We start from the raw sequence: 16010 nt of genomic DNA, 5'->3' as shown, positions 1-16010 counted from the left end.
TCGGTAGAGCGCCGGACTGTTAATCCGTAGGTCCCTGGTTCGAGCCCAGGTCGAGGAGCCAAAATTTTGAAAGGCCCGCCTTCGTGCGGGCCTTTTTATTTTTGTGCGCCGCGCGTTGCTGGCCCCGATCGCTGGATCGTCATCAGGGTCCGCTCGAGGCTCGCGTTTCTGGTGCCCGCTCCGTAGCGTGCTCGCGAACAACGGCGACGGCTAACACAGATCGTCTGGTTCATTGGCCCGGGTGGCCGGGGCCCTCTTCCGTGCATGCCGTTATACGATGGCGGTTTCCAGGCGCGCGCCGCGCGCCCAACTGCTCGCTTATATTCATATCGGCACACCCATGAAACCCACCTCGTTGCGCATCGCGCTCGCCGTCGCCGCAGTACTGATGCTGCCTTCGGCGCATAGCGAAGAAGTCGCCAGCGTCAATACCAACTTTCACATCACGGGTTCCGACCGCGTGGTCGTCGAGGCCTATGACGACCCGATCGTGCAAGGCGTCACCTGCTACGTGTCGCGCGCGCGGACCGGCGGCGTCAAGGGCACACTTGGCATCGCCGAAGATCCGACCGAGGCGTCGATCGCCTGCCGCCAGGTCGGCGCGCTTCATTTCACCGGACCGGTGAAGCAGCAGGCCGATGTGTTCTCCGTCAGCATGTCGCTCATCTTCAAATCGTTGCATGTGGTGCGCGTGGTCGATGCGAAGCGCAACACGCTGGTGTATCTCNCGTACAGCGATCGCGTCGTCAGCGGCAGCGCGAAAAACAGCGTGAGCGCCGTGCCGCTGCCCGCCGGGACGACGATCCCCGTCAAGTAAGCATCACGTTACCGCCACACTCGCGGGACACGTTGCGGCACGCCTCGATGCGGCAATGCCGCGGCCCGATACTCCCGCCACCGCCTGATCGTCAGACGTTGCAGCTCGAGCCAACCCGTCGAACCCGCGCGGCCGGCACATGCCAGGCCGGTGCCGCGAGCGCTCGCGACGCGCTACACTGACCGTCCTGCTGGACCCTCACCATGACCGCCGCCCATCGCTTCCAGGACTCCGCCCGCTACTGGCGCACGCCGCTTCTGCCAGGCGCGGACCTGCTCACCGCCGAATACCACGATCACGAGTTCACGCCGCATTGGCACGATGCGTACACGATTCCGGTGATCGTCGCGGGCGCGGAGGGGTATCGGTATCGCGGCGCCGATTACGTCGCCGAAGCGGGCGGCGTGCCGATCATCAATCCCGGCGAGCTCCATACGGGTTCGAAGGCGGCGGAGGCGGGCTGGCGGTACCGGGTGCTGTATGCGCCGGTGGATTTCATTCACGATCTCGCGAGCGAGCTCAGCGGCAAGCCGCAGGCGCTGCCGTTTTTTGCGCCCGGCGTGATCCGCGATCCCGATCTGGCCATGCGGCTCGCGCGCGCGCACCGTCTGCTGGAAGCGGGTAACGATGCGCTCGCCGCCGAAGCCGCGATGCTCGACGCGCTCTCCACGCTGCTGGTCCGTTACTCGCAGACGCAACCGGCGCCGTCCCCGCTCGCCACCGACGATGCGCGCGTCGCGATCATGCAAGAGCGTCTGACCGGCGATCTCCTCGAACCCGCTACGCTCGCCGACGTAGCGCGGGCTGCAGGCTTGTCGCCGTTTCACGCGGCACGCCTTTTCACGCAGGCGACCGGCATGCCGCCTCACGCCTGGCGCAACCAGGTGCGTTTGCAACGCTCGCTCGCGCCGTTACGTGCCGGCGTGTCCGTGTCGGATGTGGCTGCGGCGAGTGGCTTCACCGATCAGAGTCATTTCACGCGGCATTTCCGACGCATGTTCGGGGTGCCACCGGGGCGCTGGCAGGGAGTCTGAGCGGCGTTCGGGTGGAATGCGGCGGGGCGCGTTGTAGGAACGAGGCATGGAAGTTTGCGTGCATTCTGCTTCCACCTTTGCACTCACCTCACCGAGCTGAGCCGATCTGAGCCAGGCCCACTCCCCACTGCGCCGCAAGAACGTACAAGACTCACCCCGTCGACTCCCACTATGCTTCCCCAATCAAGGAGGCAAGATTGACCCATTCCACCCTCGGCCCGCCCACTCGCACAGGCCATTTCGAAGAACTCACCGCCGGCGCGCGCGACATCATTCCGATGATGGTCGGCGCGGCGCCGTTCGGCGTCATTTTCGGCACCCTCGTCGCATCCGGCCCGCTGCATCTGTGGCACGGCCAGTTGATGTCGCTCGTCGTGTTCGCGGGTTCGGCACAGTTCATCGCACTGGGGCTGATCGCCGGTCACGCGAGCTTCGCGGTGATCTGGGCGACCACGCTCGTCGTCAATCTGCGTCACGTGCTGTACAGCGCGACGCTCGCACCGCACGTCGCGCATCTGTCGCCGCGCTGGCGCTGCGTGCTCGGCGCGCTGCTCACCGACGAAGTTTTCGCGGTCGCCTGGGAGCACTACCGGCATCGCGAGCCCGGCACGGTCGGGCCGCACTATTTCTTCGGTGCAGGACTGGCGATGTATCTGAACTGGCAGCTCTGGACCATTGCCGGCCTGCTGTTCGGCGCGGCCTTTCCGGGCCTGCAATCGCTCGGACTCGACTTCGCGATGGTCGCGACCTTCATCGCGATCGTCGTGCCGCAGCTCGTCGCGTTGCGCTACATCGCGGCGGCGGCTACCGCGGGCACGCTGGCTTTCTTCTGGCAGGCGTGGCCATACAAGCTCGGCCTGCTCGGCGCGGTGTTTGCGGGCGTCGCGGTCGGCGTCCTGCTGTCGATGTCGCGCTCCAACCCACGCAAAACACGCAACACCCGTGGCACGCACGGCACTCGTCACACACGCGGCGCCCGCGACCCCGCGGAGGCCTCGCGATGAATTACGTCGTCCTGATCCTCGGCATGGCGGTCATCACGTGGGTGATCCGGGCCGCCGTTTTCGTCCTCGGCGACCGGCTGGTGTTCTCGCCGCTCGTGCGCACCGCGCTCGGTTTCGTGCCGGTGACGGTGCTGACGGCGATCATCGTGCCGATGGCGGTTTCGCCGCACGGCGCGGACGCCGAACTGACCTGGCGCAATCCGCAACTGGTCGGCGCGCTGGCCGCCGTCGTCGTCAGCGCGCTTACGCGGCGGCCGCTGCTGACCATCGCAATCGGCCTGACAGTGTTCTTCGTCTGGCAAGGCGTGGTGCTGAAATAGCGCCGGGCACCCGTCATCGCGACATCGGCGTCGCCCGGGCTTGCCCCACGTGCAGGCCTGCCGGGCGACGCTTCTCTCTACCGCGTCCGACTCTCGCGCCCTCAAGTTCTCCTCCAATCCGCCGATATCAAGTCGAGGTCCGCGTATCGGGATGCGTCCCATTGATGACGCGGCAACACGCTGGTATCAACCGCGTCGGCAGCCGGCGTCGCGCCATCCGGGTCCGCCAGCGGCCGGACGATGTGACGATGCCATGCGGCAGGATCAAACGGGAAAACACATGGGTCAAATCACCCTCAAGCTCAAAGACGAGACCGTTGCGTCGCTGCGCAAGGATTTCGACGCCTTTCTGCGGGTCTCGCTGAAGCTCGACCCGCAGTTCGCGACACCGTCGTTTGAGGACTTTTTGCGCGCCAAGCTGCTCGACAACATGGTGCCCCTGACTGAACACGCGGTCCAACGGATGCTGCAGGGGGGCCAGTACGCCTGGGCCAAACGCACCTTGGACAAGGAGTTTCCCGACGTCGTCGCGATTCTGATGCGGCAGGCGGGCGAGTTCGGTTTCGGCTTTGCGGCCCGTTCGGAATGGACCCCGGAGGAGCTCGCCAAGCAATGTCGCGACTGGGCGGCGGCGATCGTCAAGGAAGCGGAAGGCGACGCGGCGCTGGTCGATCCGCTCGCCGCGCAGATCAGGAGCGCGGCGCAGGACATCCAGGCACTCGAGGAAGTCATGCAGACGCCCGCGTGGCGGCTCGTGGAATCGTTGCGCCAGCGGGTCTACGAGGCGAAGGTGGCGTGCGAAACGAGCGTGGGCAGCACCGCGCGCGAGAAGCTCGGCGAGTTGCGCGGATTGTTGCGCCTGGGGATTTCGCACGGCTCGTTCCAGAAGCAGGAAGCGCAGCAGATCATGGAATACCTGCGCCTGCTCAAGCCGGAGATTTTCGTCGAAGAGCCGTATGACGTGTTTTCTCGTCTCGCGGCATGGCTGCGCAATTTCTTCGTGCCGCCGCGTCCGGCGCCGCAACAGCAGCAACGGCAGTCGCGCTGAATTTGCACGCGGTGCGGGCTGCGCCGCGCGGCCCCCCGCACTCGCCCCGTTCTACCGCGCCGGGGCGGCCCGTTATGGCGCTCAATCCCACATCTTCCTGAGCTTCGCCCCGATCTCGATCTTCGCGCGCGCGGCCGCGGCGAGCCCGGCCGCCGTCGGTGCGCTCGGCACCGGCACGCGCGGCCACGCATACGCGTCGAACAACGGCATCAGGTGCGCGGGAATGAAGCGCGTACGCGACGCCCACACGTGGCGATCGCCCAAATGTGTCTGGTTGTGTACGTAAAAACGCTGCGGCACGACGATATGCAGGTCCTCTTTCGCTCGCGTCATCGCCACATAGAGCAGGCGCCGCTCCTCGTCGATTTCGTCCTCGCTGCCGGTGCCGAGATCGGAAGGAATGCAGCCGTCGACGCCATTCAGCACGAACACGTTGCGCCACTCCTGCCCTTTCGCCGAATGGATCGTCGACAGGATCAGGTAGTCCTCGTCGATCAGCGGCGCGCCGGATTCGTCGCTGGTGGCATCGGGCGGATCGAGCGTCAGCTCGGTCAGAAAGCGCTCGCGCGACGGGTACGTGCCCGCGATGCTTTCCATCTGCAGTACGTCCGCATGACGGATCGCGGCGTCCTCATGATTGCGTTCGAGATGCGGTTCGTACCAGCGCCGCACCATTTCGAATTCGCCGGGCCATGGTGTCTGCCGCCCATACACGCTCGACATCAGCTTGACGAACGGGTGCCAGTCCTGCTGCGCGCGGGCAGGCGCGGTGAACGCTGCCAGCGCGCTCGCAGCGGTGTCGACGGGATTGCCGCCACCCGCGCGCGCGACGATCTCGTCGAGTACCTTTGCGGCCGTGGCCGGCCCAATGCCCGGCAGCAACTGCACGACGCGAAACCCGGCGACGCGGTCGCGCGGATTCTCCGCCCAGCGCAGCACCGCGAGCACGTCCTTCACATGTACCGAATCGAGAAATTTCAGCCCCCCGAATTTGACGAACGGAATATTGCGCCGGGTGAGCTCGATCTCCAGCGCGGCGCTGTGATGGGCGGCGCGAAACAGCACCGCCTGCGACTTCAGCTTCATGCCCTGTTCGCGCGCCTCCAGCACCTGTTCGACGATGTAACGCGCCTGGTCGGTTTCATCGGCGACCGTGACGAGACGCGGGCGTTGCGCCGACGCCTTGTCGGTCCACAGGTTTTTCGTATAGCGCTCGCTGGCGAGTTCGATCACCGCATTCGACGCGGCGAGGATCGGCGCGGTCGACCGGTAGTTGCGCTCCAGCGTGATCTGGCGCGCGGGCGGATCGAACTGCGCGGGGAAATCGAGAATGTTGCGCACGGTCGCGCCGCGAAACGAGTAGATTGACTGCGCGTCGTCGCCGACCACGGTCAGGCCGCGTCCGTCGGGCTTCAGTGCGAGCAGGATCGACGCCTGCAGGCGGTTGGTGTCCTGATACTCGTCGACCAGCACGTGGTCAAAACGCGCCGACAGGTCCGCCGCGATGGCCGGCTCCGCAGCCATGTGCGACCAGTAGAGCAGCAGATCGTCGTAATCGAGCACGCTCTGCTTCTGCTTTGCGTCGACGTACGCGGCGAACAGCATGCGCAGATCGGCTTCCCACTCGCGGCACCACGGAAACGCGTTCTCCAGCACATGGCCGAGCGACGCCCCCGTATTCACGACGCGCGAATAGATGGCGAAGCAGGTGCCCTTCGCGGGAAAGCGCCGCTCCTTCGCGGACAGCCCGAGCTCGTGCCTCACCAGGTTCATCAGGTCGGCGGAGTCTTCGCGGTCGTTGATCGTAAAGGACGGCGCGAGCCCGATCAGGTCGGCGTATTCGCGCAGCAGCCGCGCGCCGACGCTATGGAACGTACCCGACCACGTGAGCCCTTGCGCAAGCGCGGCCCGGGCGCCCAGCGCCGCACCGGCGATGCGTGTGACGCGGCGGGTCATCTCGAGCGCCGCACGGCGCGAAAAGGTCAGGAGCAGGATGCGGCGCGGGTCGGCGCCCTTCACCACCATATTGGCGACGCGGTGCGCAAGCGTGTTGGTCTTGCCGGAACCGGCGCCCGCTATCACCAGCAGCGCGCCGGGCGGTGCATTGGGCGTCTCGGCGCCGTATTCGACGGCTTCGCGTTGCGCATCGTTGAGCTTCGCCAGCCAGGCGGCGGTGTCGAAAAGCGGCGTAGATTCGGCGACGGAGGGCACGGTGGATTCGGCGTTGAGCGGATTCAGGATGGCGACGCACACTGTATATCCATACAACCCTGCACGACAAGCGCCCCTTTTTTCGGCGTTGCTTGCTGTGTGCGCCTACGGGGCGAGCGCCTGCAGCAACGTGGAAACAAACGCGCTGGCGTGAACAGCGCTCGCGGTGCATTGCCAGAACAGGCTTTCCGAATGCGCAAAAAAGGCCCGTGCGTCTTCACGCAACGGGCCATTTTCTTGTAAAGGGCTGCAGCACACGGCCCGGCACGCGAAGTGCATCGAGCCTCGCCTCGCTTGTGAGGCTAAGGCTTACTGCTGCTTCTTCGCATCCTTCACATTGGCGTCGGCGTTGGCTTTGTCAGCGTCGGCCTGCGCGTCGGTTTTCTTCTTGTCAGCCTTGGCTTGTGCGACGGCCGCCTTCTTGTCAGCCTTCGACTGCTCCTTGGCGGCCTTCTTGTCCGCGTGCGTGACGGGCGCGGCGGCCGGATCGCTAGCTTGGGCAAACGCCACCGACGACAGACAACCCGCGATCAGCGCGGCATACATCCGATTTTTCGTGTACTGAGTGATCTTCATGCGATACCTCCGTAAAACGTGATACGTAAGCGCGGCGAGACAGCCAACCTCGATCCAACTTCAAGCCCCCCCCGGCCGTCCGCCGCGCTCCAGGCTTAATGCTTGACGTCGGCGCCGTCCGCCTGGGTGCCGGTTTGGCCTTCCATGTTCATCTTCATTTCATTGTTGGCGGCCTGCTTGTCCGCCTTCTGGTTGATCTTCGCGTCGCGCACCTGCTCCTTGTACTGCGCCTTGGCGGCCTTCTGCTGATCCTTCAGCTCGGTCTTCGACGCCTTCTTCGACGCGCGATACTCCGCGTTCGCCTTCGCATTGGCGTCACGCTTTTGCACCAGCGGATCGGTCGAGCCCGACGCCGTCAGACGGGTCGGTGCCGGCGTCACCGGCTGGACGCCCTGCGCGGCGGGCGCGGCGGGTGCGAGATCGGCACCCTGCGTCTGGATCTGTGCCTGGCCACTGATGCCCGCAGCCGGTTGCGCGGTCTGCGCTACCGCGGCGGTAGCAGCAAAAGCAGTGAGGGCGGTACCGATCAGGAGTGAATGAAGCTTGGTCATGGCAAAAATCCTCTCTAAGTTGTTGTGACGCGGGCGCGATGTCCGGCATTGCGCAAAGCAGGTATGTGCCGCGTGACTCGCCCGGTCTTCTTCCACTGGACGTCCAGCTAATCCAGCGAGCTTTGCTACATGACTGCACTTTACGAGTGGAATTCGCGATATACGATCGATGTTACGGAAGGTTTCACTTTTCGACACTTGCATAACAACTGCTTGCGATCGCTTGCGCGGAGCCGGCCTTCCCGTGAATTTCATCTGGAGCAAGCTTCTGCCGTATGATGCGAACCCTTTGCCCGAAGGTGCAAACGCCATGCCCAATCTCGATTTCACGCTCACCGGCGACTACGTCGAACTGCACAATCTGCTGAAGATAACCGGCCTCGCGGACAGCGGCGGCTCGGCGAAAATGATGGTTGCCGACGGCGCCGTGACCGTCGACGGCCGGCTTGAGACGCGTAAAACCTGCAAAATCCGGGCGGGCCAGGTCGTGCTGCTGGGCGACACGCGCATCGCCGTCCACGAGGCGTGACGACTCGCCTGCCCGCGCTTGAACTCGGTCCGAAGATGCGCGGTGTCACGCGCACCAAAAACGTGCTTCTTTGATCGACATCGTCGATGCAAGGCAATAAGCTGTCGATTTCGACAGACAAACCCTCGGCCGACACGACGGCTCACGCCCGCCCCGCGCTTTCCTTCGCCGACGCGTGCCGCGCTGTCGCCGGCACGCGCCGCCACCGGTGCGCGGGGCAAGCACCGCGTGCCGTCGGCGTGCGCCGTCACGCTGTCCGCCACTTCCGCCGCAAGCGCTTCATGACTCAATCCGGCTTCACCCGGGTGGCCACCCGGCCGCCGACCTTCTCCCGCCACGCGGCCGACACCGCCCGGCTCGCCGCGCCGCTCGCCATCGCGCAGCTGTCGCAGATGGCGATGAGCGTCACCGATACGATCCTGCTCGGCTCGCTCGGCCCCGATGCACTCGCCGCCGGCGGGCTCGGCGCGAACCTGTTCTTCGTCGTCGTGACCCTGCTGCAAGGGGTGCTGACCTCGGTCAGCGTGAGCGTGTCACATGCGCGCGGCGCACAGGACGACAGCCGCGTGCCGCATATCTACTGGACCGGCTTCGTGCTGTCCGTGCTGCTGTCGGTGCCGGCGTTCTTCCTGTTGTCGTTCTCGTCGCAAATCCTGCTCGCGTTCGGGGAGCCGGGGCTGCTCGCGCACAACGTCGGCGAATATGCGGCGGTGCTGCGCTGGGGCGCGCCCGCGAGCCTGATCGGCGTCGGCCTGATGCGCTCGTTCCTGCCGGCGATCGGTGCGGCACGGCGGCTCTTGTGGGTGTCGATCGCAAGCGTCGTCGTGAACGCGTTTCTGAATTACGGCCTGATCCACGGCGCCTGGGGATTGCCGCGCCTCGGCTTTCTCGGCTCGGCGGCCGCGACTTCGATCACGGTCTGGCTGACCGCGCTCGTGTTGATGGCGCTGCTGCATCTGCGGCCGCGCTTTCGCCATTTCGTCGTCGCGACGCGGCCCAATGTGCCGCTGATGGGCGAGCTGTTCGGCATCGGCTGGCCGGTGGCGATCACCTATGGCGTCGAGTCGACGCTCTTTCTCGCCACCGGGCTCATGGTCGGCCTGCTCGGCGAGTCGCAACTGGCGGCGCATCAGATCGCGCTGAACGTCGCGTCGGTGGCCTTCATGGTGCCGCTCGCGATCGGCCAGGCCGCCAACGTCCGGGTGGGCTTCTGGGACGGCGCCGGGCAACCGCTCGCCGCGCGCCACGCGGGCTTCGTCGCGCTGGCGCTCGGCGTCGGCTTCATGATGTTGTCGGGGCTTGTACTGATCGCGGCGCCGCACTGGATCGTCGGTCTCTATCTGCATCTCGACGACCCGGCCAACGCGGCGACGGTCGCGCTGGCAAGTTCGCTGCTCGGCGTGGCCGCGATCTTCCAGATCGTCGACGGCATGCAGACGGTCGGTTCCGGCTGCCTGCGCGGTCTGAAGGACACCCGCGTGCCGATGATCGCCGCGGCGTTCGGTTACTGGGTCATCGGCTTTCCGACAGGCTATACGCTGGCGTTCCACTTCGGCCTCGGCGCCCGCGGTTTGTGGTGGGGACTCGCGGCCGGCCTTGCGAGCGTCGCGGTGCTGATGACGCTGCGCTTTCACAAGCTGAGCTTGCGTCGGGTGCCGGGCGGACAGGTTACGCCGCCGGTCGGGTCGCCCTGATTCCCGCCCGAACCGCCCCGCAAACCGGCCGCTGACGGCCCGCTCGCGGCAAAAGGTAAAATAGCCGGCTCGACGCATCGGCGCGCACCCGCGCCACGCGCCAGGATTGCGCCAGCACGCCCCACAAAGGCCGGCGCCGCCCCAAGGCTCACCCGCGCCCGCCCGGCATGCCGCTTTCTCGCGGCAGACTTCCCGAACGTCCGCCGCCGCTCCCCGACGGCCCGCTCGACCGACCCTCGTTTCTCGCGATAAAACATAACCAAGGACCACCCGTCATGCTTGCCCGCGTCACCCGTTTATTTCCGCTTTGGGCCGTGCTCGTTTCAATCGCCGCGTACTTCTCGCCCGCGTCGTTCGCCGGCGTCTCGCCGCACGTCACCACGCTGCTCACGATCATCATGCTGGCCATGGGCGTCACACTGTCGGTCGCCGATTTCCAGCGCGTCTTCACGCGCCCCGCGCCCGTGATCGCCGGCATCGTCCTGCACTACCTCGTGATGCCGCTCGCCGCCTGGGTGATCGCCAAGGCGCTGCGCATGCCGCCGGACCTGACCGCCGGCATGGTGCTGGTGGGCAGCGTGGCGAGCGGCACGGCGTCGAACGTGATGATCTATCTGGCGCGCGGCGACGTCGCGCTGTCGGTGACGATCAGTGCGCTGTCGACGCTCGTTGGGGTATTCGCAACGCCGCTGCTTACGCGTCTGTATGTGGACGCATCGATCGCCGTCGACGTGCACGGCATGCTGATGAGCATCCTGCAAATCGTCGCGCTGCCGATCGTGGTCGGCCTGATCGTGAATCATCTGTTCAACAAGGCCGTGCGCAAGATCGAGCCGATTCTGCCGCTGATCTCGATGGTCGCGATCCTGCTGATCATCGGCGCGGTGGTGGGGGGCACGCAGAAGAGCATCGCGTCGGTCGGTCTCGTCGTGATGCTGGGTGTGGTGCTGCATAACGGCATCGGTCTGCTCGGCGGCTACTGGGGCGGGCGTCTGCTCGGCTTCGACGAAGCCATCTGCCGCACCCTCGCGATCGAAGTCGGCATGCAGAACTCGGGCCTCGCCGCGACGCTCGGCAAGCTGTATTTCACGCCGATCGCGGCCTTGCCGGGCGCGCTGTTTTCGGTGTGGCACAACCTGTCCGGCTCGCTGCTCGCGGGCTACTGGGCGGGGCGGCCGGCGAAAGGCTCGACGCATCCCGATGACGAGCGTGCGTTGAACGCCGGGCGCAGCTAAAGCAGCCCGGCCCACGCGCCGCGATCGCAGGTTGATAAAGCGATGGCGGCAGCGCTCGACATGAGCGCATCGACTCGACTGCGGACATTACCGGCATGCTCTGCGCGTGCCGGCAATGGCTGCAGCGCCATCCACCTCGCCGTAAAAGTCAGTCGGGACGCTCACCCGGCAGCCCCAGAGCCGCCCGCCACGATTCCCCTTAGAATGCCTTTCTCGGCAGCGTGAGCAAGCCATCCGCGCTGCCGTCACGAGAAGCTTGCAAACAAGGGGGAAGACAGCGTGCCGGGGCATCACGAACAGAATCAGAGCGCACTACAACACGAGCGCGTATTTGCCGCATCGTGGAGAAAGTCCCCCTGGGGGGCAACGAGACGTTTCTTCCTGCTGTGCTGTGCCGGCGCATTTCTGAGCGCCTGCGCGACCAGACCGCCCGCCACCGCGTTCGACCGTCCGGTCACGCACGCCCTGCCCGCCACTGAAACCACGCCGCTGCGCACCGCGCTCGCGCCGCTCGAAGCGGCGCATCCGGAGCAGTCGGGTTTCCGTGTGCTGTCGAGCGGTACCGACGCCTTGCAGATGCGCATCGCGCTCGCCCGCGCGGCGACCACAACCCTCGACATGCAGTACTACATTGCCAACGAGGACACCACCGGCAAGCTGCTGCTCGGCGCCGCACTCTACGCGGCGAATCACGGCGTGCGGGTGCGCATGCTGGTCGACGATCTGAACTTCAAGGACATCGACCGCATCATGGCGGGCCTGAATTCGCACGAGAACATCGAGATCCGCGTCTTCAATCCCTTCGGCAGTGCGCAGGAAGGCATGGTCGAACGCGCGACGAACCTGTTCACGCAGATTGGCCATTTCACGCGCCGCATGCATAACAAGGCGATGATCGCGGACAACCAGTTGGCGATCGTCGGCGGCCGCAACCTGGGCGACGAGTATTTCAGCGCGAGCGAAACACTGCAGTTCCGCGACCTCGACGTGCTCGCCGCCGGCCCCATTACCGCCGACATCTCCGCCAGTTTCGACGACTACTGGAACAGCAGCATCGCGTACCCGCTGCGCGCGCTGAACCGGCAGAAGTTCGACCCCAAGGAGCTCGACCAGACCCGCGACGACTTGCGCCAGCACTGGCGCACCAACGCCGAGCCGTACAACGCGAAGCCGCTGAACGCGACGCCGCTCGCGGCGCAGATCGCGAGCGAGCAACTCGGCCTGACGTGGGCGCGCGCCGAGTTCAAGGCGGATCGGCCGGAGAAGATCGAACATCCGTCGCCGGACTACGTCAGTCCGCCGATGCAGCGGCTCGGCGAACTGATGCGCGACGCGCGCCAGGACTTCCTCATTATTTCGCCGTACTTCGTTCCGCACGATGCCGGCATCCAGGCGGCCGGCGAGCTGACGGGGCGCGGCGTGCGCATCGCCGTGCTGACCAACTCGCTCGCCGCGACCGACGCGGTCGCGGTGCAGGCCGGCTACAGCCCGTACCGCGTGCCGCTGCTGCGGCAAGGCGTCGAGTTGTACGAATTCAAGCCGCGCCAGGAGACACCGCCCGCGGGCATCGCCGGTTCGCGTTCGCGCGCGAGCCTGCATGCGAAGACCTATGTGATCGACCGCAAGATTCTGGTGATCGGCTCGATGAATCTCGATCCCCGCTCGGCCAATCTGAACACCGAACTGGCGCTGGTGATCCACAGTCCGCCGCTCGCGGCCCAGGTCGCGCAGATCTTCGAGCACGCCACCTCGCCCGAGCAGAGCTACCGCGTCACGCTCGCCGACGACGCCCAGCTCGCCTATCTGCGCTCGATCGGCGCGCCGCTCTCGCCGCTCGTGTGGACCGACGTCGACAACGGCATGCGCCGCACCTACATTTTCGACCCGCAGGCAGGGTTATACCGGAACGCACTAACAGGTCTATTCTCCCTATTGCCCGTCAACGCAGAACTTTGAAAAGCGGAGTGGAACATGACTGAAGACGTACGAATGGAGCGCGATACGTTCGGCGAGATCGCCGTGCCGAACGCCCGTCTGTGGGGCGCGCAAACCCAGCGCTCGCTGCAGAATTTCCGTATTTCGACCGAGACGCAGTCGCCCGAGCTGATCACCGCGCTGGCCGTCATCAAGCGCGCCGCCGCCGAGGTGAACCACGGCCTCGGCGTGCTCGACGAAAGCAAGGCCAAGGCGATCATGCAGGCGGCCGACGAGATCATCGATGGCAAGCATTCCGAAGAATTTCCGCTCGCGGTCTGGCAGACCGGCTCCGGCACGCAGACCAACATGAACCTCAACGAGGTGATAGCGAACCGTGCGAGCGAGCTGCTCGGCGGCGAGCGCGGCGAAGCGCGCAAGGTACATCCGAACGACGACGTGAATCGCGGCCAGTCGTCCAACGACGTGTTTCCCACGGCGATGCACGTCGCTGCCGCGTATGCGATCGTCAAGCATCTGCTGCCGGCGCTGAAGACGCTGCGCGACACGCTCGACGGCAAGGCGAAGGCCTTCGCCGACATCGTCAAGATCGGCCGCACGCACTTGCAGGATGCCACGCCGCTCACGCTCGGCCAGGAGTTTTCGGGCTACGTCGCGCAACTCGATCATGGCATCCGTCACGTGGAAGCGACGCTGCCGCATCTGTACGAACTCGCGCAAGGCGGCACGGCGGTCGGCACGGGCCTGAACGCGCATCCGCAGTTCGCGGACAAGGTCGCGGCGGCGATCGGCAAGCTGACCGGCCTGCCGTTCGTGTCGGCGCCGAACAAGTTCGAAGTGATGGCCGCGGCCGATGCGCTGGTATTCGCGCACGGCGCGTTGAAAACCGTCGCGGCAAGCCTGAACAAGATCGCCAACGACATCCGCTGGCTCGCGAGCGGCCCGCGCTGCGGCCTCGGCGAACTGTCGATCCCCGAAAACGAACCGGGCAGCTCGATCATGCCTGGCAAGGTCAACCCGACCCAGTCCGAAGCGCTGACGATGCTCTGCTCGCAGGTGTTCGGCAACGACGTCGCGGTGAATATCGGCGGAGCGAGCGGCAACTTCGAACTGAACGTGTTCCGGCCGATGATCGCGCATAACGTGCTGCAATCGGTGCGTCTGCTCGCCGACGGCGCGCACAGTTTCAACGACAACTGCGCGGTGGGCATCGAACCGAATCGCGAGCGCATCGATACTTTGCTGAACGAATCGTTGATGCTGGTGACGGCGCTCAACCCGCACATCGGCTACGACAAGGCCGCGCAGATCGCGAAGAAGGCGCACAAGGAAGGCACCACGCTGAAGGCGTCGGCACTCGCGCTAGGCTTTGTCACGGAGCAGCAGTTCGACGAATGGGTGCGGCCGAAGGATATGGTCGGGCATCCGGCGAGGTGAAACGCGCGAGGGTTGCGCCTGCGGCGTGATGGGCTGCGCGAACGCTTCTGTCCGGGTGGCCCATGAAGGTCTGCGGCGGCCGCTTACGGCCTGCGCAGGCGTTGCGGCCCGCCCACAGCACCCTCGCGGGCGCCGCTCAAATCTTCCCCTGCGCCACTTCTTCGGGCTTCAATTCGACGATCGCGTCAAGCGCTTCCTTCACGTCCATCGCGTATTTGGCGAGACGCTTCTGTTCGTCGGTCTGCGGCACGAAAGCCGGCACCGGCACCGGATGGCCGTTCTCGTTGACGGCGACCATCACGACGAGGCAATCGGTGGTTTGCAGCAGTTCGCCACCCTTCGGGTCGCCCGCCTGCACCGAGACGTGAATGTGCATGCTGGTGCGACCCGTCGCCACGACTCGCGCGCGCAGTTCGACCAGATTGCCGACCAGGATCGGCCGGCGAAAGCGGATGTTGCCCACGCTGACCGTCACGCAATAGCGTCCCGACCACACCGCCGAGCATGCGTACGCGGTCTCGTCGATCCACTTCATCAGCGCGCCGCCGTGCACCTTGCCGCCGAAATTGACCGAGCTCGGCTCGGCGAGAAAGCGGAAAGTGGTTTCCGAACGGTCCAGCGGCGCTACGGGTGGGGTGCTCATCTTGACTCCGGTCAATCGGATGCATTGAAAGGAGGCGATTATACGAGCGCAATATTGACCGCGTGACGGGTTCGGCCGGTTACGGCGCGGTATTTTTGTCCGCAAGGCCCGCGGACGTTCGGCGAGCGTGTGGATGACGGGCGCGACGCCGCTCGCAGCCGCAGCGTGCTGGTCAGACGTCCAGCAGGCGCCTTATTTGCGAAAGGTGATCCCTTCGTCGATCGTGCCGTACATGTTGATGCTGCCGGTGCCCGCCCCCGACCCCGACCCGGCGCCGCCCTGCGCACAGGCAGTGAAGACCAGCATCGCCGCCGCGACGGCAAGAAGAGTTTTCATCACAACGTATTCCCGCAAAGACAGGCTTCGATTCTAGCCTGGCGGGCCGGCGCGGCGCCGGAACGCCGGCCGGGCCAGTTGCGAGTGCGAGCACTCAGCGCGTTTTCGTAGCTGCCGCATCCGATCGTTCACGTTAAGCTGAAACATTGAATGCCGCAGCCCGCTACAGTGAACTGCATGGCGCCTCGCGCCGCCCCTGGAGACACCCGATGCCCGCCCCGCTCATCGACGACCAGAACCATTTCCCTGGCTTAAGCCGCCTGGGCGCGCTGCTCGCCGATCCCGGCCGCGCCGCGATGCTGTGGGCGCTGATGGACGGCAGCGCCCGCCCCGCCGGCGAGCTGACGATGATCGCCGGGCTATCGCCGTCGGCGGCCAGCGCCCATCTCGCGCGCCTCGTCGACGGCGGTCTGCTCGCGCTCGAAGTGCGCGGCCGGCATCGCTATTTCCGGATCGCGTCGCCCGACATCGCCGCGTCGATCGAAGCGCTCGCCAATGTCGCACAGGTCAGCGCGCCGCAGCGGGCCGTACCGCGCCCCACGCGCACGGTGCCGCTCGACATGCGTTACGCCCGCACCTGCTACGACCATATGGCGGGCGAGTTGTCGGTGCAGGTGTTCGAGCGGCTCGTCGGGCGCGG

General features: G+C 65.9%; 16 protein-coding genes. 11 read left to right on the top strand and 5 right to left on the bottom strand.

Translation table 11 applies throughout. From position 1 onward, the window contains the following. Positions 1 to 340: 340 nt before the first annotated feature. From CIC12_RS29475 to CIC12_RS29455, 5 genes are all read left to right on the top strand, one after another. Positions 341 to 817, top strand: coding sequence for a CreA family protein (locus CIC12_RS29475; protein ID WP_168669558.1), 477 nt, complete (start codon positions 341 to 343; stop codon positions 815 to 817). Between the two features lie 203 nt (positions 818 to 1020). Further along, positions 1021 to 1851, top strand: a complete 831-nt coding sequence (locus CIC12_RS29470) for an AraC family transcriptional regulator (RefSeq protein ID WP_168669556.1) — start codon at positions 1021 to 1023, stop codon at positions 1849 to 1851. Positions 1852 to 2048: 197 nt separating this feature from the next. Beyond that, positions 2049 to 2855, top strand: a complete 807-nt coding sequence (locus CIC12_RS29465) for an AzlC family ABC transporter permease (RefSeq protein ID WP_238812957.1) — start codon at positions 2049 to 2051, stop codon at positions 2853 to 2855. Next, entirely contained in the window at positions 2852 to 3175 is a 324-nt protein-coding gene (locus CIC12_RS29460; RefSeq protein WP_168669554.1) for an AzlD domain-containing protein, read from the top strand. Before CIC12_RS29465 ends, CIC12_RS29460 begins: the two co-directional genes overlap by 4 nt. Before the next feature lie 280 nt (positions 3176 to 3455). Next, the gene (locus CIC12_RS29455) at positions 3456 to 4223 is read left to right on the top strand and encodes a DUF4088 family protein (protein ID WP_168669564.1); all 768 of its coding nucleotides are present in this window, start codon (positions 3456 to 3458) and stop codon (positions 4221 to 4223) included. An 81-nt stretch (positions 4224 to 4304) separates the two neighbouring features. Here the strand turns inward: CIC12_RS29455 and CIC12_RS29450 are convergent, their stop codons facing one another. From CIC12_RS29450 to CIC12_RS29440, 3 genes are all read right to left on the bottom strand, one after another. Next, the gene (locus tag CIC12_RS29450; RefSeq protein ID WP_168669562.1) at positions 4305 to 6434 is read right to left on the bottom strand and encodes a UvrD-helicase domain-containing protein; all 2130 of its coding nucleotides are present in this window, start codon (positions 6432 to 6434) and stop codon (positions 4305 to 4307) included. A 309-nt stretch (positions 6435 to 6743) separates the two neighbouring features. Continuing rightward, positions 6744 to 7010 carry a hypothetical protein gene (locus CIC12_RS29445; RefSeq protein WP_168669552.1) on the bottom strand — a complete coding sequence of 89 codons (267 nt, stop codon included), beginning with the start codon at positions 7008 to 7010 and terminating at the stop codon, positions 6744 to 6746. Between the two features lie 95 nt (positions 7011 to 7105). Then, positions 7106 to 7561 (bottom strand): hypothetical protein, encoded by a 456-nt coding sequence (locus CIC12_RS29440; RefSeq protein ID WP_168669550.1) that lies wholly within the window; start codon positions 7559 to 7561, stop codon positions 7106 to 7108. A gap of 310 nt (positions 7562 to 7871) precedes the next feature. Between CIC12_RS29440 and CIC12_RS29435 the strand changes: the two genes are divergently transcribed. The 5 genes from CIC12_RS29435 (at position 7872) to fumC (ending at position 14391) form a co-directional block, all read left to right on the top strand. Next, positions 7872 to 8090, top strand: coding sequence for an RNA-binding S4 domain-containing protein (locus CIC12_RS29435; protein WP_168669560.1), 219 nt, complete (start codon positions 7872 to 7874; stop codon positions 8088 to 8090). A 281-nt stretch (positions 8091 to 8371) separates the two neighbouring features. Continuing rightward, positions 8372 to 9784: an MATE family efflux transporter gene (locus tag CIC12_RS29430; protein ID WP_168669548.1), complete on the top strand. Its 1413-nt coding sequence runs from the start codon at positions 8372 to 8374 to the stop codon at positions 9782 to 9784. A gap of 275 nt (positions 9785 to 10059) precedes the next feature. Then, positions 10060 to 11019, top strand: coding sequence for a ketopantoate/pantoate/pantothenate transporter PanS (panS, locus tag CIC12_RS29425; RefSeq protein WP_168669546.1), 960 nt, complete (start codon positions 10060 to 10062; stop codon positions 11017 to 11019). Positions 11020 to 11298: 279 nt separating this feature from the next. Beyond that, positions 11299 to 12975, top strand: coding sequence for a phospholipase D-like domain-containing protein (locus CIC12_RS29420; protein WP_168669544.1), 1677 nt, complete (start codon positions 11299 to 11301; stop codon positions 12973 to 12975). 15 nt (positions 12976 to 12990) lie between these two features. After that, on the top strand, positions 12991 to 14391 hold the full coding sequence (fumC, locus tag CIC12_RS29415) for a class II fumarate hydratase (RefSeq protein WP_168669542.1): 1401 nt from the start codon (positions 12991 to 12993) through the stop codon (positions 14389 to 14391). Positions 14392 to 14527: 136 nt separating this feature from the next. Here the strand turns inward: fumC and CIC12_RS29410 are convergent, their stop codons facing one another. Beyond that, the gene (locus CIC12_RS29410) at positions 14528 to 15034 is read right to left on the bottom strand and encodes an acyl-CoA thioesterase (RefSeq protein ID WP_168669541.1); all 507 of its coding nucleotides are present in this window, start codon (positions 15032 to 15034) and stop codon (positions 14528 to 14530) included. Positions 15035 to 15226: 192 nt separating this feature from the next. After that, positions 15227 to 15370 carry a hypothetical protein gene (locus tag CIC12_RS29405; RefSeq protein WP_168669539.1) on the bottom strand — a complete coding sequence of 48 codons (144 nt, stop codon included), beginning with the start codon at positions 15368 to 15370 and terminating at the stop codon, positions 15227 to 15229. A 209-nt stretch (positions 15371 to 15579) separates the two neighbouring features. Between CIC12_RS29405 and CIC12_RS29400 the strand changes: the two genes are divergently transcribed. Then, positions 15580 to 16010 (top strand): ArsR/SmtB family transcription factor (locus CIC12_RS29400; protein WP_168669537.1); only part of this gene is annotated, 431 nt, incomplete at its 3' end.

Source organism: Paraburkholderia sp. SG-MS1 (assembly GCF_012275575.1).
GTDB lineage: Bacteria > Pseudomonadota > Gammaproteobacteria > Burkholderiales > Burkholderiaceae > Paraburkholderia.
This window is presented reverse-complemented; position numbering and strand designations above follow the sequence as displayed.

Coding starts and splice junctions, on each gene's coding strand:
- CIC12_RS29470 (WP_168669556.1), top strand. CDS start 1,021: ATGACCGCCGCCCATCGCTTCCAGGACTCCGCCCGCTACTGGCGCACG.
- CIC12_RS29460 (WP_168669554.1), top strand. CDS start 2,852: ATGAATTACGTCGTCCTGATCCTCGGCATGGCGGTCATCACGTGGGTG.
- CIC12_RS29455 (WP_168669564.1), top strand. CDS start 3,456: ATGGGTCAAATCACCCTCAAGCTCAAAGACGAGACCGTTGCGTCGCTG.
- CIC12_RS29445 (WP_168669552.1), bottom strand. CDS start 7,010: ATGAAGATCACTCAGTACACGAAAAATCGGATGTATGCCGCGCTGATC.
- CIC12_RS29440 (WP_168669550.1), bottom strand. CDS start 7,561: ATGACCAAGCTTCATTCACTCCTGATCGGTACCGCCCTCACTGCTTTT.
- CIC12_RS29435 (WP_168669560.1), top strand. CDS start 7,872: ATGCCCAATCTCGATTTCACGCTCACCGGCGACTACGTCGAACTGCAC.
- CIC12_RS29430 (WP_168669548.1), top strand. CDS start 8,372: ATGACTCAATCCGGCTTCACCCGGGTGGCCACCCGGCCGCCGACCTTC.
- panS (WP_168669546.1), top strand. CDS start 10,060: ATGCTTGCCCGCGTCACCCGTTTATTTCCGCTTTGGGCCGTGCTCGTT.
- fumC (WP_168669542.1), top strand. CDS start 12,991: ATGACTGAAGACGTACGAATGGAGCGCGATACGTTCGGCGAGATCGCC.
- CIC12_RS29410 (WP_168669541.1), bottom strand. CDS start 15,034: ATGAGCACCCCACCCGTAGCGCCGCTGGACCGTTCGGAAACCACTTTC.
- CIC12_RS29405 (WP_168669539.1), bottom strand. CDS start 15,370: ATGAAAACTCTTCTTGCCGTCGCGGCGGCGATGCTGGTCTTCACTGCC.